Source organism: Segatella salivae DSM 15606 (genome assembly GCF_000185845.1).
In the GTDB taxonomy this organism is placed as follows: Bacteria; Bacteroidota; Bacteroidia; order Bacteroidales; family Bacteroidaceae; genus Prevotella; species Prevotella salivae.
Genome location: NZ_GL629647.1, coordinates 1,148,393 through 1,168,228, shown reverse-complemented (window position 1 = coordinate 1,168,228; position 19,836 = coordinate 1,148,393). Strand labels below are relative to the sequence as shown.

Below are 19,836 nucleotides of genomic sequence, written 5' to 3'. Positions count from 1 at the left end.
GTATACTATATATAACGAAATTCCTCGTAAATCCACGAGTTTTGCGGGGTTTCTATATATATAAGGTAAAGAAATATGGTGCCAATTACGACCTTTTGAGACCGCAAAGTTTTTTCTGTTTCTTTGCCTTCAGAAAGTAAATAAATGGTGTTTTCGTGCGATTTTGCATCGAATCTAATCATCTTTAATGAGGTTTTGAAACCCAAATTTTTGTTCGTGACCACCTTTATACGTACAAAGTGGTTTGTTATGAGATTGTATGTGTCTCATAGAATGACCTTAAGGCAGAAATTGTTTGGCGGTTTCGATAAAATGAGTTCCTGCATAATGGAAAATGAGTTGTAACAAACCATGCCGTGTGAAAAGTTGTAAAGAATCGCAAGGTGAATCTACTCATTCTTTGATGTAAATCAAAATATCATGAAAAGTGTGCAAAATAACATGAATTTATTTGGCGTGTTCGTACACAATTACTAATTTTGCATCGTCTAAAAGACATTAGGTAATAGATTGTTTAGGTTTACATATAGAATTAGGTTTAGTTGTTTAGGTTTAAAGATTAGTTTGATTTTTCATAGGATTAGTTATTAGGTATAAGATTAATTGATGGATAACACGAGCGAAAGCGTCGCTCATTTTATTAGAAAAATATAGTGATTAACTAATAATAAAAGCAGCGTTGAAGTGATTCAGCGCTGTTTTTGTATCTTAACCGCAGTGCTTTTATGCCGTCTTTGGATTGCCTTAATTCCGTCTTTGGATTGTTTGCAGGTTGTTGAACGAATCATTTTCTTGGCTCTTTAGGGTTGTTTGATGAGATTTTTTCTTATTGTTGAATCAATAATCTCAGTTTTATTCTTTCATAAAAAGATAGAATTGAGTATGCTTTTCAATACTGGATAGCTTATTTTTTCAATTGAAAGAATTTGCGAAAAGCTCTTTATTTCGTTGCCTTTTATTTTGATATGTCAGTGGATTGCAGTAAATTTGTAGTCAAATATAACTTATTTTACACGATGATATACACGATTGAAAAGGTTACAACGCTAATAGGAGCGCGTCGTTTTGGTTCAACTGACGCCAAGATTGGATTTATTTTGACCGACAGTCGATCGCTTTGTTTCCCCGAAGAAACATTGTTTTTTGCACTTAAATCAGGCCGAAACGATGGCCATCGCTATATACTTGAGCTCTATCATCGAGGCGTTCGGAACTTCGTTGTGACTGAAGTGCCGGCCAATTATGCCTCAGATTATCCCCAAGCTAACTTCTTAAAGGTCGTTGATTCGCTTGAATCCTTGCAGCGATTAGCCGAGCGTCATCGTGACGAATTCAACATTCCAATCGTTGGAATCACGGGAAGTAACGGCAAGACTATGGTCAAAGAATGGCTTAATCAGCTATTAAGTGACGACTTGTTTGTTACTCGTTCACCACGTAGTTACAATTCACAAGTGGGCGTTCCACTAAGTGTTTGGTTGCTAAATGAGCATAGTCAAGTCGGTGTTTTCGAAGCAGGAATAAGCCAACCTGGTGAGATGTTGGTCCTAAGAGATATCATTCAACCGACCATTGCCGTACTAACCAACCTTGGAGATGCCCATCAAGAGAACTTCGTTAGTAGGGAAGCGAAGTGTAAAGAGAAGTTAGTTTTGTTCCATGATGCTAAGATTGTCGTCTATAATGGAGACGATTCACTCATCAGTGACTGTGTAAACGCATTGGAAGACTTTAGGGGCGAGCGTCTGTATTGGTCGTGTTCAGACCACAATGCACCTTTCTTTGTCAAGTCAATTGAAAAGAAAGCTACGGCAACCACCATCACCTATATATATAAAGGTATAGAAAGTTGGTATTCATTACCTTTTATCGACGATGCATCTATCACCAATTCATTTGCTTGTGCGGCTGTAGCGTTGACATTAGGAGTTAGTAAAGATGCGCTTGATGAACGCATGTTACAACTTGAACCCATAGCCATGCGCCTCGAAGTAAAGCAAGGTCAGCATGGATGTACACTCATAAATGATAGTTATAACTCGGATATTAACTCCTTAGATATAGCACTTGACTTCATGAATCGACGTCCTGATCATCAAGGACGACGTCATACTTTGATATTAAGTGATATCTATCAGAGTGGAATGACTACCGAAGAACTTTATAAAGAGGTAGGAAAGCTCTGCCAACAACGTGGCATTGAGAAGTTCATTGGTGTAGGAAAAGAGCTGCAATCTCATGCGGGTCTTATCACGATTAAAGACAAATTCTTCTTTGAAAACGTTGAAAACCTCATCGAAAGTGACGTGTTTAAACAACTCCATGACGAGGTAATCTTGATTAAAGGAGCACGTCGTTTCGGCTTCGATCAACTCACTGAACTCCTTGTTCAGAAAGTACATGAGACCACTTTAGAGGTGAATCTCAATGCAGTTGTAAAGAATTTAAATCACTATCGCTCATTTATGAAGCCACAAACCAAGTTGGTTTGCATGATTAAGGCCGACGCTTATGGGGCTGGAAGCGTAGAGATTGCGAAGACTTTACAGGACCATCGCGTTGATTATCTTGCCGTTGCAGTGGCTGACGAGGGTGTAACGCTGCGCAAAAATGGCATCACCAGCAATATCATGATTATGAATCCGGAGATGACTGCCTTTAAGACGATGTTCGATTATGACTTAGAACCCGAGGTATATTCATTCCGTTTACTTGATGCTTTGGTTAAAGAAGCAGAGAAAGAAGGCATTACTGGTTTCCCCGTTCATATCAAATTGGACACAGGAATGCATCGACTTGGCTTTGATCCCCATAAGGATATAGATGAACTTATACGTCGTTTGAAGCACCAAAATGCCATTATTCCACGTTCTGTTTTCAGCCATTTCGTAGGCTCAGACTGCGATGATTTTGACGCTTTTAGCGCCCAACAATTTGAACTTTTCACTTTCGGAGCGTCCAAACTACAAAGTGCTTTCGACCACAAAATACTCTTTCATATGGACAACAGCGCTGGAATTGAGCACTTCCCTGACCGACAAATGGATATGTGTAGACTTGGATTGGGACTCTATGGCATTAATCCGCGCAACAATAAGACTATAAACAACATCAGCACATTAAAGACTACAATCCTTCAATTGCATCATCTTGCGACCGGAGAGAGTATTGGTTACAGCCGAAAGACAATCCTTGAACGAGACAGTGTGATAGGAGCTATCCCAATAGGTTATGCAGATGGGCTCGACAGACACCTCAGTAATCGACATGGTTACTGCCTTGTCAACGGACAAAAAGCCGAATATGTTGGCAATATCTGTATGGATGTAGCTATGATAGACGTTACAGGCATCGACTGCAAAGAGGGAGATTGCGTTGAAATCTTTGGCGATCATCTGCCTGTTACGGTATTAAGTGACATCATAGGAACGATTCCTTACGAGGTGCTTACAGGCATAAGCAATCGTGTTAAGCGTGTTTATTTCCAAGATTAGGCACATTTTTATAGGCTGATTCGCTTTTGTTTTTCTTTCCTCTTTGCGGATATTGCGTATAGAGGAAAGGGACATTGGTGGCGGAATGACATGGGATTTGAATGTCATTCAAGGCAAAGAATGGAGTGGGGAATAATAGAATAGGCGTTATTTTGTAAGGAAACTTAACCGAAAAACAAGGTGTTTGGAAAGTGTGAAATAGCGAAGGAGAAAGCGGATAAAGCCTTGTTTTGTGCTGTTTGACGTCTAACGGAATCGTGTTTTTAGTCATAAGCTATTGTTAAATGCGTCAAATTGCATGGCGATTTTAGGCATTTCATGAGTTGTTTAGACTCAAATGATGCCATGAAATGGTTCACTTCACAAGATTTTATGGCTTAAAACCTTCTGTTTTTCTCGGTTTTTTAGCGAATAAAATGAGGTGTATGGTGTAACCGTCTGATATATAAAGGTTTATGAAATAGGCCTAAAATTCGCGTATTTGCAGGCAAGTGGTTGGTTGATGAAAACTGAACGATTCTGTGAAGTGAATTTGTAAAGAGTTTTATTTGCCGTTGTTTTATGGGTTATAGCCCTCGTTCTATGATGAGTTTAGATTCAAAGAGACTTGATTTTGCATGCTTTTCTAATCATAATATGCTGTTTAAAGAAAACTAACATTTAAAAGAACGCGTAATAAGAAAAGTTTGTTTAACTTTGCATTTAATGCGTGGAGAACGCTGAAATCAAGAAAACAATCTACAACTTAAAATCGAAAAACCAATACATGGAACAAATTTTTAGCTACATCATCAGCTTCGGAGCGAGTGTGATGATGCCGATTCTCTTTACAATCATAGGCATATGCATAGGCATGGGCTTTGGAAAAGCGTTGAAATCGGGCCTTTATGTTGGCGTGGGCTTTGTGGGATTGGGCGTTGTAACGGCCTTACTCACGACGAATTTCAACACGCCTTTGAGTTCAATCTCAGACTTTTATCATCTCCAACTCAATGTCTTTGACATGGGATGGCCTGCAGCTGCTGCCGTGGCTTATAACACTGCGGTGGGTGCTTTGATTATCCCTGTGTGTTTAGGAGTTAACTTTTTAATGCTCATTACAAAGACAACACGCACTGTGAACATTGACCTTTGGAACTATTGGCACTTTGCTTTCATTGGTGCAGTGGCTTATTTTGTGATGGGAGAAAGCCTACTTTGGGGATATTTTGCAGCCATAGTATGCTATATTATAACGCTGGTCTTTGCAGACTTAACGGCAGAACGTTTCCAAAAATATTATGATTTGGAAGGTATTTCCATTCCCCAGCCGTTCTGTCAGAGCTTTGTTCCCTTTGCACTTCTTATCAATAAACTTCTAAAAAAAGATTCCAGGCTTTAATAAATTAGATATAGATGCCGAAGGACTTAAACGCAAGTTTGGCGAACTTGGCGACCCTCTTGTGCTGGGAGTAATCGTTGGTGGTTTGATAGCGCTATTCGGAGAAGCTGGCCATATCACAAACTTTGCGGGCTATTTAGACGAACTTCGTAAGACTGCTCCAGGCACAACGGCAACAGATGCCACAGTAAGCATTGTGAAAAATGTGTTGGCTTTGGGTGTGATTATGGGCGCTGTGATGGAACTAATCCCTCGAATCACGAAGTTGTTTATCGATGGATTGATGCCTATTTCGGAACGAACGAAGTCGCTTGTAGCTAAGAAATTCAAAGGAAAACGAATTTATATAGGTATGAGTCCGGCTTTAGTGATTGGACATCCCACAACACTTGTGGTGTCACTTTTCCTCATTCCAACCATCTTAGCCTTAGCCGTTTTCTTGCCAGGAAACCAATTTCTGCCGTTAGCTTCATTGGCAGGGATGTTCTATTTGTTCCCAATGGTGTTGCCATTTACAAAGGGAAACGTTGTGAGAACATTCATTATCGGCCTTGTTGTGCTTGTTTTCGGCCTCTATTTTGTTACGGATATGGCTCCTGCTTTCACGCAAGCTGCAGCCTCAGTCTATGCAGAAACGGGTGACAAAGCAGCCAAAATACCTGATGGTTTCTTGGGAGGTGCACTTGATTTTGCCTCAAGTTTCTTTGGATGGGCTATCTATAAAGCGACTGCTTCATTGAAATATGTTGGCATGGTATTGTTAATTTGTGTGACAATAGCACTGATGTTATTCAATCGACGCAGGATTATTGCGAGTGAAAAAAATGCAGATTAAATATGAAAAAGACATTATTAACCTTGGTTTTAGGCCTTAGTGTAACCGTAAGTATGGCACAAGTGAATTATGAAGTGAGGTGGGCTAACCACCCAGAAGACGCAAAGCATTATGACACGGAACGTCTTCGAAAGGAGTTTGCGATAGAAAAGGTGTTCTCACCTGGTGAAGTTAACTGGGTGTATAGCATGTATGATCGCTTTTTAATCGGTGGAGCTGAACCCACAACTGCTCCAATTCGTCTTACATCTATTGAGCCTTTACATACTGATAAGCCTCAAGACAAACAACGATTACTTGATAATCGCGAGCTGGGTATCATCAATGTAGGAGGTAAAGGCACGGTTACTGTGGATGGAAAAAACTATGAATTGGGATTCCAAGAGGCACTTTATGTGGGGCGAGCTGATGAGAAAAACAATAAAGATATAGTGCTTTCGAGTGACGATCCAAGTCATCCTGCAAAGTTTTATATGAATAGTGCTTGCGCACATCAATCCTATCCAACGAAGAAAGTGACGCTAAAGGAGGCCAAAAACATAAAGGCTGGTTCTCTAAAAGAAAGCAATGACCGCGTTATTCACCAAATGATTATCGACGGAGTTGCTGGAGTTCACACGTGTCAATTACAGATGGGAATCACTGAACTCAATGTAGGCTCGGTGTGGAATACCATGCCTGCCCACACACATATGCGCAGAATGGAAGCTTATTTCTATTATAACTTGCCGGAAAGTCAAAAGATTCTCCACGTAATGGGTGAGCCTCAAGAGACAAGACCAATCTGGTTGAGCAATGAACAGGCTGTAATCTCACCGCAATGGAGTATACATTGTGCGGCAGGAACAAGTAATTACACGTTCATTTGGGGCATGGCAGGAGAGAATTTGATTTATACGGACATGCAAGTCGTTAAGATTCCTTCAATAAAATAATTCTTTAAAGAAAATAAGAATGAACAAAATACAATCTGCAAAGATGTCAAACTTCCGGTGGGTGATATGTGCTTTGCTCTTCATTGCAACCACAATCAACTATATGGACCGTCAAGTTTTGTCGTTAACTTGGAAAGATTTCATTGCGCCTGAATTCCATTGGACGGATGATGACTATGGAACAATAACGGGATTGTTTTCTATTTTCTACGCCATTGCTAATCTTTTTGCGGGTAAGTTCATTGATTGGATGGGCACAAAAAAAGGATATCTCATTGCAATTCTTGTCTGGTCTACTGGTGCTGTGATGCATGCGGGCTGCGGATGGGTAGCAATGCGGATAGAAGGATATGACAGTATAGAAGCTCTTCGCTTAGTACAAGCGGGGAGTTCTGCTGCAGTTGCCATCGCCACGATAAGCGTTTGGCTGTTCCTTTCGTGTCGTTTGATCTTGGCAGTTGGTGAAGCTGGCAACTTCCCGGCAGCCATAAAAGTCACTGCCGAGTACTTTCCTAAGAAGGATAGAGCCTTTTCTACTTCGATATTTAATAGCGGAGCATCGGTCGGAGCCTTAGCCGCGCCAGCCACAATTCCATTACTTGCTCGTGCATGGGGTTGGGAAATGGCCTTTATTATCATAGGCGTCTTGGGCTATATCTGGATGGGTTTCTGGCTATGGCTTTATGAAAAACCGGCTAAAAGCAAGCATGTTAACAAGTCAGAACTATGTTATATTGAGCAAGATAGTAACTTTTCGTCGATGGAACAGATTGAAAAGAAAGATGAAAATGAGCATACTATCAGCTTCATGAAATGCTTTTCATACAAGCAAACATGGTCATTCATTGTTGGAAAGTTCATGACTGATGGCGTGTGGTGGTTCTTCTTGTTCTGGGCTCCGGCCTATTTCTCTGACCAATATGGCTATAAGAGCGATTCCACCATGGGCATATCGTTAGTCTTTACGCTTTATGCTATCTGCACAATCCTTAGTATTGGCGGTGGCTATCTGCCCACTTATTTCGTTGATAAGAAAGGAATGAATCCCTATATCGGTCGCATGCGTGCGATGCTTATCTTCGCTTGCTTCCCTGTTTTGGGACTTTTCGCCCAGCCACTTGGTGCATATAGTCCGTGGTGGCCAGCCATAATTATTGGTCTTTTGGGTGCAGGACATCAGGCATGGTCGGCAAATCTCTATTCAACTATAGGCGATATGTTCCCTAAATCAACGATAGCTACCATCACCGGTATAGGCGCAATGGCAGGCGGAGTGAGTTCGTTTATGATTAATAAAGGCTCGGGTATGCTCTTCACCTATGCGGAAGCACAAGGTGCTTCGTTCTCTTTCATGGGCTTTGAAGGCAAGCCTGCCGGCTACATGATAGTCTTTTGTATCTGTGCTGTGGCTTATCTCATCGGCTGGAGTATTATGAAACTGCTCGTACCTAAATACAAACCAATTGTTTTGGAGTAAGGGGAGAGGTTGACAAGTGGAGGAGTTGACAAGTTGACTATAAACGGGTAGACATGTTATTTGAACCTTTAACAATAACTTGTCAACTCGTCTACTTATAAAAATACATGCGTTTACGACCGTCCTTAATAACGATTGACGGGTAAACAAGTTGGCTGTTGGTTAGCAAACAACTTGTTTACCCGTTTACTTTTGATAGGAAATGCTGCAAAACCTTTTTTATTTGAGTTTGCAAATAACTTGTCAACCCGTCAACTTTTAATAGGAAACACTGCAAAACTCTTGTTTTATAAGTTAGCAAATAACTTGTCAACCCGTCAACTTTTAATAGGAAACACTGCAAAACTCTTGTTTTATAAGTTAGCAAATAACTTGTCAACCCGTCAACTTTTAATAGGAAACACTGCAAAACTCTTGTTATTTGAGTTTGCAAATAACTTGTCAACCCGTCAACTTTTGATAGGAATCGCTGCAAAACTCTTGTTATCTAAGTTTACAAATAACTTGTCAACCCGTCAACTTGTCTACTCGTCAACTCTATCACCCCCTTGTGTTGCTGTCGTCTCTAATAATAATTGACGAGTAAACGAGTTGTGTATTGCTTTGCAAATAACTTGTCAACCCGTCAACTTGTCTACTCGTCAACTCCCAAAAACCCCTGCCTCTGCAACGCTTCTAAGAAGCCTTTACTCATCGATTCGTTATCTTTTTTCGTGTAACGGATATCAGTATACACCTGCGCCAACGTCTCTTTATGATTTATTTTCACGAAATTTTGGTTCTCGGATAGCGCCTCTTTGTCGTGATAGATGTCATCAATCGCGTCTGCATTATAGTCTTTATAGCACTCTTGATGCACGATTCCATGCAGCGGAAGACGGTCTGTTAACTCCGGATTTTCGTCAGGCCATCCCATGGTTATAGTGGCAACAGGGAATACCAAGCGTGGAAGCTGGAGCGCATCGATAATCATTTGTGGCGTGTAAAGTGTCGTTCCAAGAAAACAAGTGCCTAAACCTTCGGCTTCGGCAAGGTTACATAAGGTCTGCGTGTAAAGCAAAGCATCCGTTGCTGCGTTCATAAACGAGAGATAATTTGCATAGCCCGGTGTAGCCTTTCGATGCTCCGCCCAGAGTGAAGTACGTCTGAAGTCGGCGCAAATCGTTAGTACTACAGGTGCCTCTGTTACCATTTTTTGATGGAAATGGGCTGGAGCCAAACGCTCTTTTCCCTCTTGTTGGCGCGTCACTACAACACTATAAAGTTGCAAATTGCCCATGGTGGGTGTGCGTTCGGCCGTTTCTAATAATCGGTTTAGCAGTGAATCACTAACCTCTTTGGCTGAATATTTCCTGATAGTCCTTCTGTTTTGCAATGTATCCATAATTATTTTATTAGCTGATGTCAATGGAAACAAAGTTACATAAAATATTCGATATTAGCAACATCAAATCAAGTTGTGATGTCATACACTTTCTTTTTTAGTGCGTTGTCAATGAGTTAGTTATGCAAAGGGCTTGCTTTGGTGTGATAAAATGCCTCAAATGAGCAGGTGTTTTGAGGCATTTTGTGCGGTGAAATGCCTCAAATCACTGACTAATCTGCGTCACTTTGTTTCGTTGTTATAATGGTAATTGAATGATAGATATAGTCATTTCGTGTTTAATATGCATTAAAGGGGTAGAAACGATGCATTAAAATAAGACCGATTTAGAGTGTGAAAAAGGTGAAATTCGCTATGCGTTACATAGTTTTTTTATACCTTTGCAGAGGTTATTCAATTGGAAATTCGAAACAATATATAAACAAAAAACATTATGGCAAACAAAGTTGAATTCAAGTATGCACCGATGTTTCAAGTTGGAAAGGATGATACTGAGTATCGTTTTCTGACGAAAGAAGGTGTGACCACAAGCGAATTTGAAGGCAAACAGATTGTGAAGGTGTCAAAGGAAGCCTTAACTTATCTTGCACAACAAGCGTTTCACGATGTAGAATTCAGTCTACGTAGGGCGCACAATGAGCAAGTTGCCGCCATACTTCGTGACCCGGAAGCTTCTGAAAACGATAAGTATGTAGCGTTACAATTCCTTCGTAATGCTGAGACTGCAGTCAAAGGTGTTCTTCCTTTCTGTCAAGACACGGGTACAGCGATTATCCATGGCGAGAAAGGTCAGCAGATTTGGACTGGCTTTGAGGATGAAGAGGCCTTGTCAAAAGGTGTGTATAACACGTTCACTGAAGACAATCTGCGTTACTCTCAGAATGCACCTTTGAACATGTATGACGAAGTTAACACGAAATGTAACCTTCCGGCGCAGATAGATATAGAGGCAACAGAAGGTGACGAGTATCGTTTTGTGATGGTAGCAAAGGGTGGTGGCTCGGCAAATAAAACCTACTTCTATCCTATGACGAAAGCAACTATCCAGAATGAAGGTACACTTTTGCCGTTCTTGGTAGAGAAAATGAAGAGTCTAGGCACTGCAGCTTGCCCACCATATCATATTTGTTTCGTTGTGGGTGGTACTTCTGCAGAGAAGAATCTGCTTACAGTTAAGCTGGGATCTATTAAATATTACGACAATCTTCCTACCACAGGAGACGAAACAGGGCGTGCTTTCAGAGACATAGATCTTGAGAACAAGCTTCTTGAAGAGGCTCATAAGATTGGTCTTGGCGCTCAGTTTGGTGGCAAAGCCTTTGCACATGACATCCGTGTTATACGTCTTCCACGTCATGGAGCAAGTTGTCCTATCGGCATGGGAGTTAGTTGTTCGGCCGACAGAAACATCAAAGCGAAGATCAATGCAGAGGGAATATGGCTTGAAAAGATGGATATGAACCCGTCAGAACTTATCCCTGAGGAGTATAGAAAGCCTGGAGAAGGAGCTAAGGGCATTGAGATTGACTTGGATAAAGGCATGGATGCCGTGCGTGCGGAACTCACAAAGTATCCTGTAAGCACTCGAGTTAACCTCAAAGGAACTATTATTGTTGCAAGAGATATAGCCCATGCAAAACTCAAAGCGCGTTTAGATGCGGGCGAAGATCTACCTCAATACATTAAGGATTACCCTGTTTTGTATGCTGGTCCGGCTAAAACTCCAGAAGGATATGCCTGTGGTTCTATGGGTCCTACTACCGCAAACCGCATGGATCCCTATGTAGATGAGTTCCAAGAGCATGGTGGTTCACTCGTGATGATAGCCAAAGGAAACCGCACTCAGGTTGTAACTGATGCATGTAAAAAGCATGGTGGCTTCTATTTGGGTACCATTGGAGGCGTTGCTGCGGTGCTTTCTCAGAGCAGCATCAAGAGCATTGAGTGTGTGGAATATCCTGAATTGGGAATGGAAGCAGTATGGAAGATTCGCGTAGAAGACTTCCCTGCCTTCATACTTGTAGACGATAAAGGACATGATTTCTTTAAGGAATTGAAACCATGGACGCCTTGTAACTGCACAAAATAAAAGAGATTTCCTTGTCTCAGCAGGCTTGTCGTGTAGCGTTTCGTTTGTAACGATTGCATAATCGCTTTGTTGAGATAAGTGGAAATAAAGCAAAAGAAGCCTTGCAATGACCTATTTGGTTTGTTGCAAGGCTTCTATATATATAAGGTGTAAAGTCAGTTTGTGTCGTGATTTGATTTGTTCAAGCCTCAGATTTGCTTCATTCGGGCTTAGGTTTAGCTATATACGAACTTAGTTTTAGATACATACAAGCTTGGTTTTAGTTTCATTCGGGCTTATGATAACAAAAAAAAGACCCATCATCTCGATGGATCTTTTCCCATTTATAGCTACCACTATAATTTCACCTTAAGTGATACTTAATTATCATTTGGACTTATATGAGTATAAAAATTTAATTAGTCGTGCATCCTCTAAAGTTGATTTTGCAGGTGTAAAAGTACTAACAATTCCTTAAACTGCCGTTGTCAAAATCGTATGTAATGTTTCCTTTTTCGTATAAATGCATGAAAATAGAGCCGAGTTGGGGTATTTTACCTCCCAATTTGGGATAAAATAGAATATTAGTAGAGTCTTTTTTATGTTAAAATCAAGTAAAATAATCTTCTGTATTGAATTTTTTCGTACCTTTACAACAATCATTTCGACCACCAATTATGAAAGACAACCCGAACAAGATGCCTTCGATTGCCTCACTGAAGGAACTTACTGACCAACTACAAGCAACGAAACAGCCCGCTCAAGGGGATTATGTTGTTACCTCAGATTACACAGCTTTCACGAACAGTAGCCCTTTTTTTCAAGCTATTATCGCTGAAAATGCACCCGTAAGAATGGATTGTATGCGCATGGCTATAGTCAAACAAGGAGCTTGTTGCCCTGTAGTTAACTCGCGATCTTACCCTTGTGAGGTAGGTGATTTGATATTTATCAACTGGGGAAGTGTTGTAGAAGATGATTCGTTTACACCCGATACACGCTTTGGAGGCTTTGCTTTGACCGAGGAATATCTACGTCAACTCTTCGGCTTGGATATGCCTCCACTCTTTAGAAACCCTGGTCTTTGCTTCAAACTACACCTTTCTGACGACGAGCGTAAAGTCTTTCAAGACTATCTTAACACGCTAATGAGCTTGTCAAAGCTATCGTATGGCGACAAGAATAAAGCCTTAAATACTCTCTTTGTGGCTGCACTTAACTTCGCACAAATGCTTTATGACCAAGACTTTGTGGCTCCACAGAAGAACTGGTCCTTAGGGAAACAGCAGTCGGAAGCATTCATTCAGTTAGTTAATCAGAAAGCAAATACGGAGCATGAACTGACCTATTATGCGTCAACGCTTTGCATGTCAAGTCATCATCTCAGTATGGTTGTTAAGCGAGAAACGGGAGAAACGGCGAAGACTTGGATTGATCGGGCCACAGTTTCGGCTATACAAGTGGAGTTACGCTATTCAAATAAGACACTAACTCAACTTGCCAATGAGTTCAATTTCCCTTCATTGAGTAGCTTTTGTAAGTTCTTTAAGCGTCACACGGGAGTCTCTCCACGTCAATATCGCACTGAAATCTAAACTATATTTCAATTGTTTTTAAGGCTGAATTGATGGTCTATGCTTTGAGAAGTAATATTGGTTTTTGCACGATTATAAACAAATTGTGACATAAAATTTGTGTATTTAAATTCAAAAATGTATCTTTGCACACGTCTTCTATAGTCAAATGAAGACGTGACATACGGGGTGCTACCGCGTTTGCGGATGCTGAGAACAAACCCATGGAACCTGAAACGGATAATGCCGACGCAGGGATGAGATTATTCCACGAGTTCTTTTGTAAGATGTAATGACACATTTATGCATGCTGTTCGCCTGTATGTTTATTGTTGTTGGATATAAATTATTCTTTAAAAACACTTAAATATGAACAGAAAACTACACATGCTGATGCTTGCTTCCATAGCTACCATGCAGTGTTATGCCACAAACGAAACTGTAGATACGCTGAAAACGTATGAACTACACGATGTGACCGTCACTTCAACTCGTGCCGGAAAGCATACTCCTATGGCCTACTCATCTCTTGACAAGAATCAAATCAAGAAGTTAAATCATGGTCAAGACATACCTTTTTTGCTTGCTCTTACACCGAGTATCACTACAACCAGCGACGCAGGTAATGGCATTGGATACACTTCTTTGAAGGTAAGAGGAACAGATCCAAGCCGTATCAACTTCACCGCTAACGGCATTCCATTGAATGATGCAGAGAGTTCTCAAGTGTTCTTTGTTAATATGGGCGACTTCATGTCAAGCGTTAAAGACATTCAAATACAGCGAGGTGTCGGTACATCTACCAATGGTAGTGCCGCGTTTGGAGCCACAATAAACATGCAAACGGATGCACCTTCGTTGCAATCTTACTTGAATCTCAACGCCTCTGCAGGCAGTTACGGCACGCATAAAGAGAGTTTACGCTTCGGTTCTGGTCTTTTGGCCGGCCATTGGAGCTTTGATGGTCGCCTTTCTAATATCGGAAGTAATGGTTATATAGACCGCGCCACAAGCCAACTTAATTCATATTTCATGCAAGGTGCTTATACTTCCGACAATACGCTTATCAAATTGCTGACCTTTAACGGTATAGAGAAGACGTATATGGCATGGGATTACGCCACAAAAGAGCAGATGAAGCAACACGGAAGGCGTTATAACCCGAGCGGAGAATACGTAGATGACAAGGGAATTACACGTTACTACAGCAATCAAACTGACAATTATCATCAGCAAAACTACCAGTTAATTTGGAACCAATTGCTTGGAAACCACTTCAGTTTCAGTGCTGCTTTGCACTACACGGCAGGCTTTGGATATTACGAACAATATATGGTAGATCAGAAACTTGCCAAATATGGACTCACAACTACAGGCTTGATTTCTGACCTTATCCGTCGAAAGAATTTGCGAAATGACTTCTTTGGTGGCGTATATGCCTTGAATTATAAGCAAAATCGACTTGAAGCATCGCTCGGTGGAGCCATAAACCATTACAACGGACGCCATTTCGGAACACTCATCAGCGTCATCAATCCTGTTGTTACCAACTATCCTGACAATGAATACTATCGAAACAAGGCTGAAAAGAATGAAAACAGCATTTACGGAAAGGTCAGTTATGAGCTTGTTAAGGGGCTGAATGCCTATGCAGATCTACAATATCGTTATATCACTTACCGCATAGAGAATCCTGAAGACAAATATACGGCGTCGCCTTCTTTAGGTTGGCGTTACGACGAACGCTACAAATTCCTCAATCCAAAGGCTGGACTTTTCTGGCAAATCAATGCTAATCATGCGCTATATGGCTCTTGGTCGCTCTCACACCGTGAGCCTGTGCGCAATGATTTCGAGGGAAATCCCGACCCAAAGCCACGTGCTGAGCGCATGAACGATTGGGAATTGGGTTATAAATACCAAGCTATGAGGTTCAGTGCAGGCCTAAACCTCTACTACATGGCCTATAAAGACCAGTTTGTTTTAACGGGAGAGCGAAATGCTATCGGTGAGATGATTCACCGAAATGTAGGAAGTTCCTATCGAGAAGGCATCGAATTACAAAGCGTTTGGAAGCCTTTTGACTGCTTCCGATGGGATATGAATGCCACTTTCAGCCGTAATCGCGCGAAAGACTGGACGGTAAAGAGCGACAACAAGAAGCCACTCAACTTCGGAACTACCCACCTTAGCTTCTCCCCTGACCTCATTTTCAACAACATTTTCACGTTTAACAGTCATGGTTTTGAAGCATCTTTGCAAAGCCAATATATCGGAGAGCAGTATATGACGAATGATAACAACCGCCATCTTATGCTTGATGGCTACTTCATCTCAAACTTAAACCTCAGTTATACGTTTAAGATGAGGTCAGTAAAAGCCATTACTATTGGCGCAACGATATACAACCTATTCTCCGAAAAGTATTTCACTAACGGCTATGCCAGCGCAGGTTATGATGACAACGGCAAGGAAACATGGACTTGGTCGGCCTATTCTCCGCAGGCACCCCTTAACTTTCTGGCGCATTTAAGCATCACTTTCTAAGATGACAGCATTCTTATCACTCCATTGGCTCGATATTCTGACAACGTTCTTAGGCCTTATCTATATCGTGTTAGAATATCGGGCAAGCATTTATCTCTGGGCGGTTGGCATCCTCATGCCATTACTTGACGTTTGGCTTTACTACACTCATGGCCTCTATGGGGATGCCGGCATGGCGGTATATTATACATTTGCCGCCCTGTATGGCTTCATAGTGTGGCGCTTTGGGCGTAAACATGGACAACAAGAAGGCCAAGAACTCCCCATCACGCACATGCATCGGCGGCTCTATCTGCCTGCAATTGTGTTTTTCTTTGTGGCTTGGGGGGCCACCTATTGGGTGTTACGAACCTACACTAACTCATCCGTTCCGTTGTTAGATGCCTTTACCAATGCGCTAAGTTTTGTCGGTTTGTGGGCTCTTGCACGTAAATATATCGAGCAATGGGGCTTTTGGATTGTCGTAGATGTTATCAGTTGCTATCTCTATATCATCAAAGGAATACCCTTTAAGGCTGGACTTTATGGCTTGTATGTAGTGATTGCCGTCGCAGGTTATTGCAAATGGAAACGTATAATGCATCAACAATATGAATAGTTACCCTCTTATCGACGGACAAAGTCGCTTTGATGCCGTCATTGTTGCTAATGGTTCTTACCCTCAAAACAAGGCTTGTCATACGCTCATTCAGCATGCTTCGCATCTCATTGTATGTGATGGAGCGGCACAATCTCTTGTGAATGATGGGGTAGAGGCACATCGAATGACGGTGATAGGAGATGGAGACAGTCTTCCCGATAGTTTGAAATCATGTCTTCATTTCATTCATGTTGCAGAACAGGATGATAATGATTTGACGAAGGCCACACGTTATTTGATGTCGCTTTCTGCGTTCAAAGAGGGGACAAAGGTAGCTTATTTGGGATGTACAGGCAAGCGAGAAGACCATATGTTGGGCAATATTTCGCTCATGATGCGCTATTATTCATCTTTTCATTTGCAACCCATCATGATTACAGACCATGGATATTTTATTCCCACTTGTGGCAAAAGTTGTTTCAAAACCTTTGCCCACCAGCAGATAAGTATCTTTAATTTCGGTTGCAAACGACTCGAAAGTGAGGGCCTTTTGTGGCAGTCTTATGCGTATGATGCACTTTGGCAGGGCACATTGAATGAGGCTTCAGGCAACGAAGTCACTTTCCATGCCGATGGCTTTTATATGGTTTATCTTACGTTTGAAGGCAAAGCAGCCGAACATTCTCATCAACTTGCTCCTTCATTTGATAGGGAGTAATAATATAATTGAATGAAAACGTGCTGCAAATGATTTCAAACGGTGTCACCTTTTATTTCGTCTTATCCCATGTTTTGATAGTGCTTGATGAAGGAAAGCACGGCCACCCCTGAGTGGTTAAAGTACAATGCCTTCAGCGTTGAACTTTAATCGCCGCCTAAACTGCGTCATTTCACATAGCAAGATGATTTATAAAATACAACTAATTGGAAATAAACAAGTTACCTTGTTTGTTAAACTGAATAGGTAACGATTTGGAAACGAGCGAGCTACTTGGTGTTGCTGTTTTCTGCCTAACAAAGAACGCTTGTTATTCTGTTTGCAAAGATAATACTTTGTTACCGAATAACAAGCGTTTTCAAAGAAATATTCACATATCTGCATTTTGGATTGTTGCTGTTGGAGTTGCTATAATCCTCTCCCTCGCTTCTTCTTTCTGTTAGCTTGGTTTCTGAGCTTGCGCTGCCATGCGGTCTCGGCATAGTCATCGCCATGTGTAGTTGGCGTAATCATTCCGCCTACTCCCTCCACCAAATCATCGGCTGTGCTGATGGCTGCATCTGCCATATCTCTTATAGTTTGTGCGATTTTTGGCGTTTCCTTAGCTGGTGATGGACTGTATGAACGGCTTGGGGGTACGAGTTGATAGCCAGCATCCTTAGTATCTGTATGCATTGACGATTTGCGTATTACTTGGTCAGATATATTCGTATCGGCTTTCTTACCTGCCTCGAAGTTCTTTTGCAAAGAACGGTAGCCAAACTCTCTGCCTACTTCCGATGCCTTGAACGAATATTCTCCGTATGAGAACTTCAAGCCATAGACCTTGCTCTGCTTGTTCTTCATACGATCTATGGTTACTCCGTGCTTATTCAGTTCATAGAGGAACATAGAATGTCCTGTGATACCTGTACTTTTGTACTTTTCAAGTAGGGCATAGCATATTCTTTGTAGTTCTCTCTTTGTTTCCTCTCTTGTGGGATTGGCTTTTGCTTTCTGATGTTTCCTTTTGATTTTGACTTCCTTTGCAATGGTTAAGCCTTTCTCTCTGCTGATTTCCTCTGTTATTCTTGCAGCCTTGTTGCTTACAAAGGTGGTATCATAAACTTCTCCGTATAGGCTGATGCGGTTGGCGATAATGTGGATATACCTGTTGTCTGTATCCTTGTGCGTTACTGCCACCCACTGATGGTTGTCAAGTCCCATTTTCTTGGCAAACAGATGGGCTATTTGGGCAAGTTCAGAAACTGATAGTTTCTTCTCGTCCTGTGGTGCGATGCCGATTTCAATGCGCAGGAACTTGTTCCTGCATCGGGTATTGTAGTCGCCGACTACCTTCATTTCCTCGTAAATAGCCTTTGATTCTCTGCTACAAAGGTTATGGAAGGCAAGCCGATTACCCAGCTTGCCCTCTCTGAAGATATAGTCCAATGCAGTACTTCCGTGTGCTATCGCCTTACACTTTCCTATCATACCTCGGCAGATTTAAGACCTTATATATATCGTCACCAATGCGGAAGTGAGGGTCGAAAAAACGCTTAAATGCTTCTTTGGCACATATGGAAAGGTTCTTGGTTATCGGCACCCATGATTCGTCCTTTATCCTGATGAGGTTGGAAACCTGTGCGTAGTACATTCCCGTTCGGTGGAGTACGGCAATGGCTTCCTTTTCATTGTCGGTCATCTTGGGAACGGCTACCACTTCACCATTCAAAAGAATCTCACGGCAGTACTCGGAGAACTTCCGCCCTGTGCTTTCTGCCTTTGCCTTGATGCGCTGCTTCTCCTCCAAAGTACACCTAACCTTGATGAACTCCGTCTTGTTCATCTGCTTTTCTTCATTGTCCTTCTGCTGCCATTGGGTAGCTTTTCTTCTGTATTTATTCATATAAATTTCTCCGAAAGTTAATCATTATAGATGATTCATTGCTGCTTAATTTCTGAATGATGACCGATGAGAACGGAGTGATTACGGTCTAATCTCCCCGATAGTCTGACGAGGGGAGCAAGCGCAGTTTGTGGGTACAAACTGACGTCTTGCAATGCTACCGAACAAACCATTTACGCTTAAAACGTTTTATAGCCTAAAAACGAATGCCGTGCATTCTATGACTAACTGCATTCGTGGCATTCTCATAGAGAACTAAGCCGAAGAAGAAAAGGTAGACCCTTTTAGCAAAAAAGGTAGACCTATTTGCTCGAAAAGGTAGACCTATTTTGAAGAAAGGGTAGACCTTTTTCCTGAAAACCATCTACCTTTTCTTACTGCTTACAGTCTTCTCCATTTCTCTATGTCCTCACCATATTCCTCCAGATGAAGGCGCACGATGTTCTCCACAAAACTTGAAAGGTTGCTGCCCCTGTCGCCCAATCTGCGCACGATGAAGTCCGCCCGCTCCTGTGTCTCCCTGCTCAGATAGACCGCCTTTCGGCCTATCAATTTGGTTGGAACAAGATAGGCTTGCTTGTAGGCTTCAAGCGTTTCCTTTCTCATCTTGGCGCTGATGCGTCTTTGAACGGCTGTGTTCTCTGTGTGCTGTGATGGCACTGCATCCTGTGATGATACAACATGCTGCTCATGTTCCGAGTTCTCCGATGGAATACCCGACTGGTTCATGGGTGTTCTTTTTTTTCTGCTTCCTGACCTCTTCCCGTTCAGGGATAAACTTGTCTTTTTGTTTGGTAGGTTTTGAATAGGTATCTTCTTCGTTACCACCCAAATAATATGAAAGGTCATACTCTTCTTCTGTTGTTTTCTTCTTTTCCATTGTTTTATCTCATTTTATGTTTAACTTGTTTTACCTTTATGGAGTTGCTTTGCATTTGCTGCATCACCTGTGATT

General features: G+C 41.6%; 12 protein-coding genes, 2 pseudogenes and 1 riboswitch. Of the genes and pseudogenes, 9 read left to right on the top strand and 5 right to left on the bottom strand.

Going from position 1 to position 19,836, the window contains the following annotated elements:
• Positions 1–1,016: 1,016 nt before the first annotated feature.
• Positions 1,017–3,494: a bifunctional UDP-N-acetylmuramoyl-tripeptide:D-alanyl-D-alanine ligase/alanine racemase gene (locus HMPREF9420_RS04825; protein ID WP_007134348.1), complete on the top strand. Its 2,478-nt coding sequence runs from the start codon at positions 1,017–1,019 to the stop codon at positions 3,492–3,494.
• Here the strand turns inward: HMPREF9420_RS04825 and HMPREF9420_RS13885 are convergent.
• Positions 3,469–3,765: a hypothetical protein gene (locus HMPREF9420_RS13885; RefSeq protein ID WP_007134347.1), complete on the bottom strand. Its 297-nt coding sequence runs from the start codon at positions 3,763–3,765 to the stop codon at positions 3,469–3,471. The genes HMPREF9420_RS04825 and HMPREF9420_RS13885 overlap by 26 nt on opposite strands.
• 495 nt (positions 3,766–4,260) lie before the next feature.
• On the opposite strand from HMPREF9420_RS13885, the pseudogene HMPREF9420_RS04820 reads away from it, so the two are divergent.
• The 3 genes and pseudogenes from HMPREF9420_RS04820 to HMPREF9420_RS04810 all read left to right on the top strand — a co-directional run bounded on the left by HMPREF9420_RS04820 (position 4,261) and on the right by HMPREF9420_RS04810 (position 8,122).
• A pseudogene (locus tag HMPREF9420_RS04820) lies at positions 4,261–5,710 on the top strand (PTS galactitol transporter subunit IIC).
• 2 nt (positions 5,711–5,712) lie between these two features.
• On the top strand, positions 5,713–6,645 hold the full coding sequence (gene kduI / locus HMPREF9420_RS04815; protein WP_007134344.1) for a 5-dehydro-4-deoxy-D-glucuronate isomerase: 933 nt from the start codon (positions 5,713–5,715) through the stop codon (positions 6,643–6,645).
• Between the two features lie 19 nt (positions 6,646–6,664).
• On the top strand, positions 6,665–8,122 hold the full coding sequence (locus HMPREF9420_RS04810) for an MFS transporter (RefSeq protein ID WP_007134343.1): 1,458 nt from the start codon (positions 6,665–6,667) through the stop codon (positions 8,120–8,122).
• Positions 8,123–8,756: 634 nt separating this feature from the next.
• Here the strand turns inward: HMPREF9420_RS04810 and HMPREF9420_RS04800 are convergent.
• Positions 8,757–9,506 (bottom strand): nitroreductase family protein, encoded by a 750-nt coding sequence (locus tag HMPREF9420_RS04800; protein ID WP_007134341.1) that lies wholly within the window; start codon positions 9,504–9,506, stop codon positions 8,757–8,759.
• Between the two features lie 433 nt (positions 9,507–9,939).
• Here HMPREF9420_RS04800 and HMPREF9420_RS04795 point away from each other — a divergent pair, with 433 nt between their 5' ends.
• The 5 genes from HMPREF9420_RS04795 to HMPREF9420_RS04775 all read left to right on the top strand — a co-directional run bounded on the left by HMPREF9420_RS04795 (position 9,940) and on the right by HMPREF9420_RS04775 (position 16,993).
• Complete coding sequence (locus HMPREF9420_RS04795) at positions 9,940–11,595, top strand: fumarate hydratase (RefSeq protein ID WP_007134340.1); 1,656 nt, start codon at positions 9,940–9,942, stop codon at positions 11,593–11,595.
• 656 nt (positions 11,596–12,251) lie between these two features.
• The gene (locus HMPREF9420_RS04790) at positions 12,252–13,169 is read left to right on the top strand and encodes a helix-turn-helix domain-containing protein (RefSeq protein ID WP_007134339.1); all 918 of its coding nucleotides are present in this window, start codon (positions 12,252–12,254) and stop codon (positions 13,167–13,169) included.
• A gap of 154 nt (positions 13,170–13,323) precedes the next feature.
• Positions 13,324–13,423, top strand: a riboswitch (TPP riboswitch).
• 94 nt (positions 13,424–13,517) lie between these two features.
• The gene (locus HMPREF9420_RS04785; RefSeq protein ID WP_007134338.1) at positions 13,518–15,695 is read left to right on the top strand and encodes a TonB-dependent receptor; all 2,178 of its coding nucleotides are present in this window, start codon (positions 13,518–13,520) and stop codon (positions 15,693–15,695) included.
• A gap of 1 nt (position 15,696) precedes the next feature.
• Positions 15,697–16,293, top strand: a complete 597-nt coding sequence (gene pnuC, locus HMPREF9420_RS04780; protein WP_007134337.1) for a nicotinamide riboside transporter PnuC — start codon at positions 15,697–15,699, stop codon at positions 16,291–16,293.
• On the top strand, positions 16,286–16,993 hold the full coding sequence (locus HMPREF9420_RS04775; RefSeq protein WP_007134336.1) for a thiamine diphosphokinase: 708 nt from the start codon (positions 16,286–16,288) through the stop codon (positions 16,991–16,993). The genes pnuC and HMPREF9420_RS04775 overlap by 8 nt, the downstream gene beginning before the upstream one ends.
• 408 nt (positions 16,994–17,401) lie before the next feature.
• Here the strand turns inward: HMPREF9420_RS04775 and HMPREF9420_RS04770 are convergent, their stop codons facing one another.
• The 3 genes and pseudogenes from HMPREF9420_RS04770 to HMPREF9420_RS04760 form a co-directional block, all read right to left on the bottom strand.
• Positions 17,402–18,466 (bottom strand): relaxase/mobilization nuclease domain-containing protein, encoded by a 1,065-nt coding sequence (locus tag HMPREF9420_RS04770; protein ID WP_007134334.1) that lies wholly within the window; start codon positions 18,464–18,466, stop codon positions 17,402–17,404.
• Positions 18,450–18,881 (bottom strand): plasmid mobilization protein, encoded by a 432-nt coding sequence (locus HMPREF9420_RS04765; protein WP_004345447.1) that lies wholly within the window; start codon positions 18,879–18,881, stop codon positions 18,450–18,452. The genes HMPREF9420_RS04770 and HMPREF9420_RS04765 overlap by 17 nt, the downstream gene beginning before the upstream one ends.
• A 381-nt stretch (positions 18,882–19,262) precedes the next feature.
• Positions 19,263–19,761 (bottom strand): annotated as a pseudogene (locus HMPREF9420_RS04760) (DUF3408 domain-containing protein).
• Positions 19,762–19,836 lie beyond the last annotated feature (75 nt).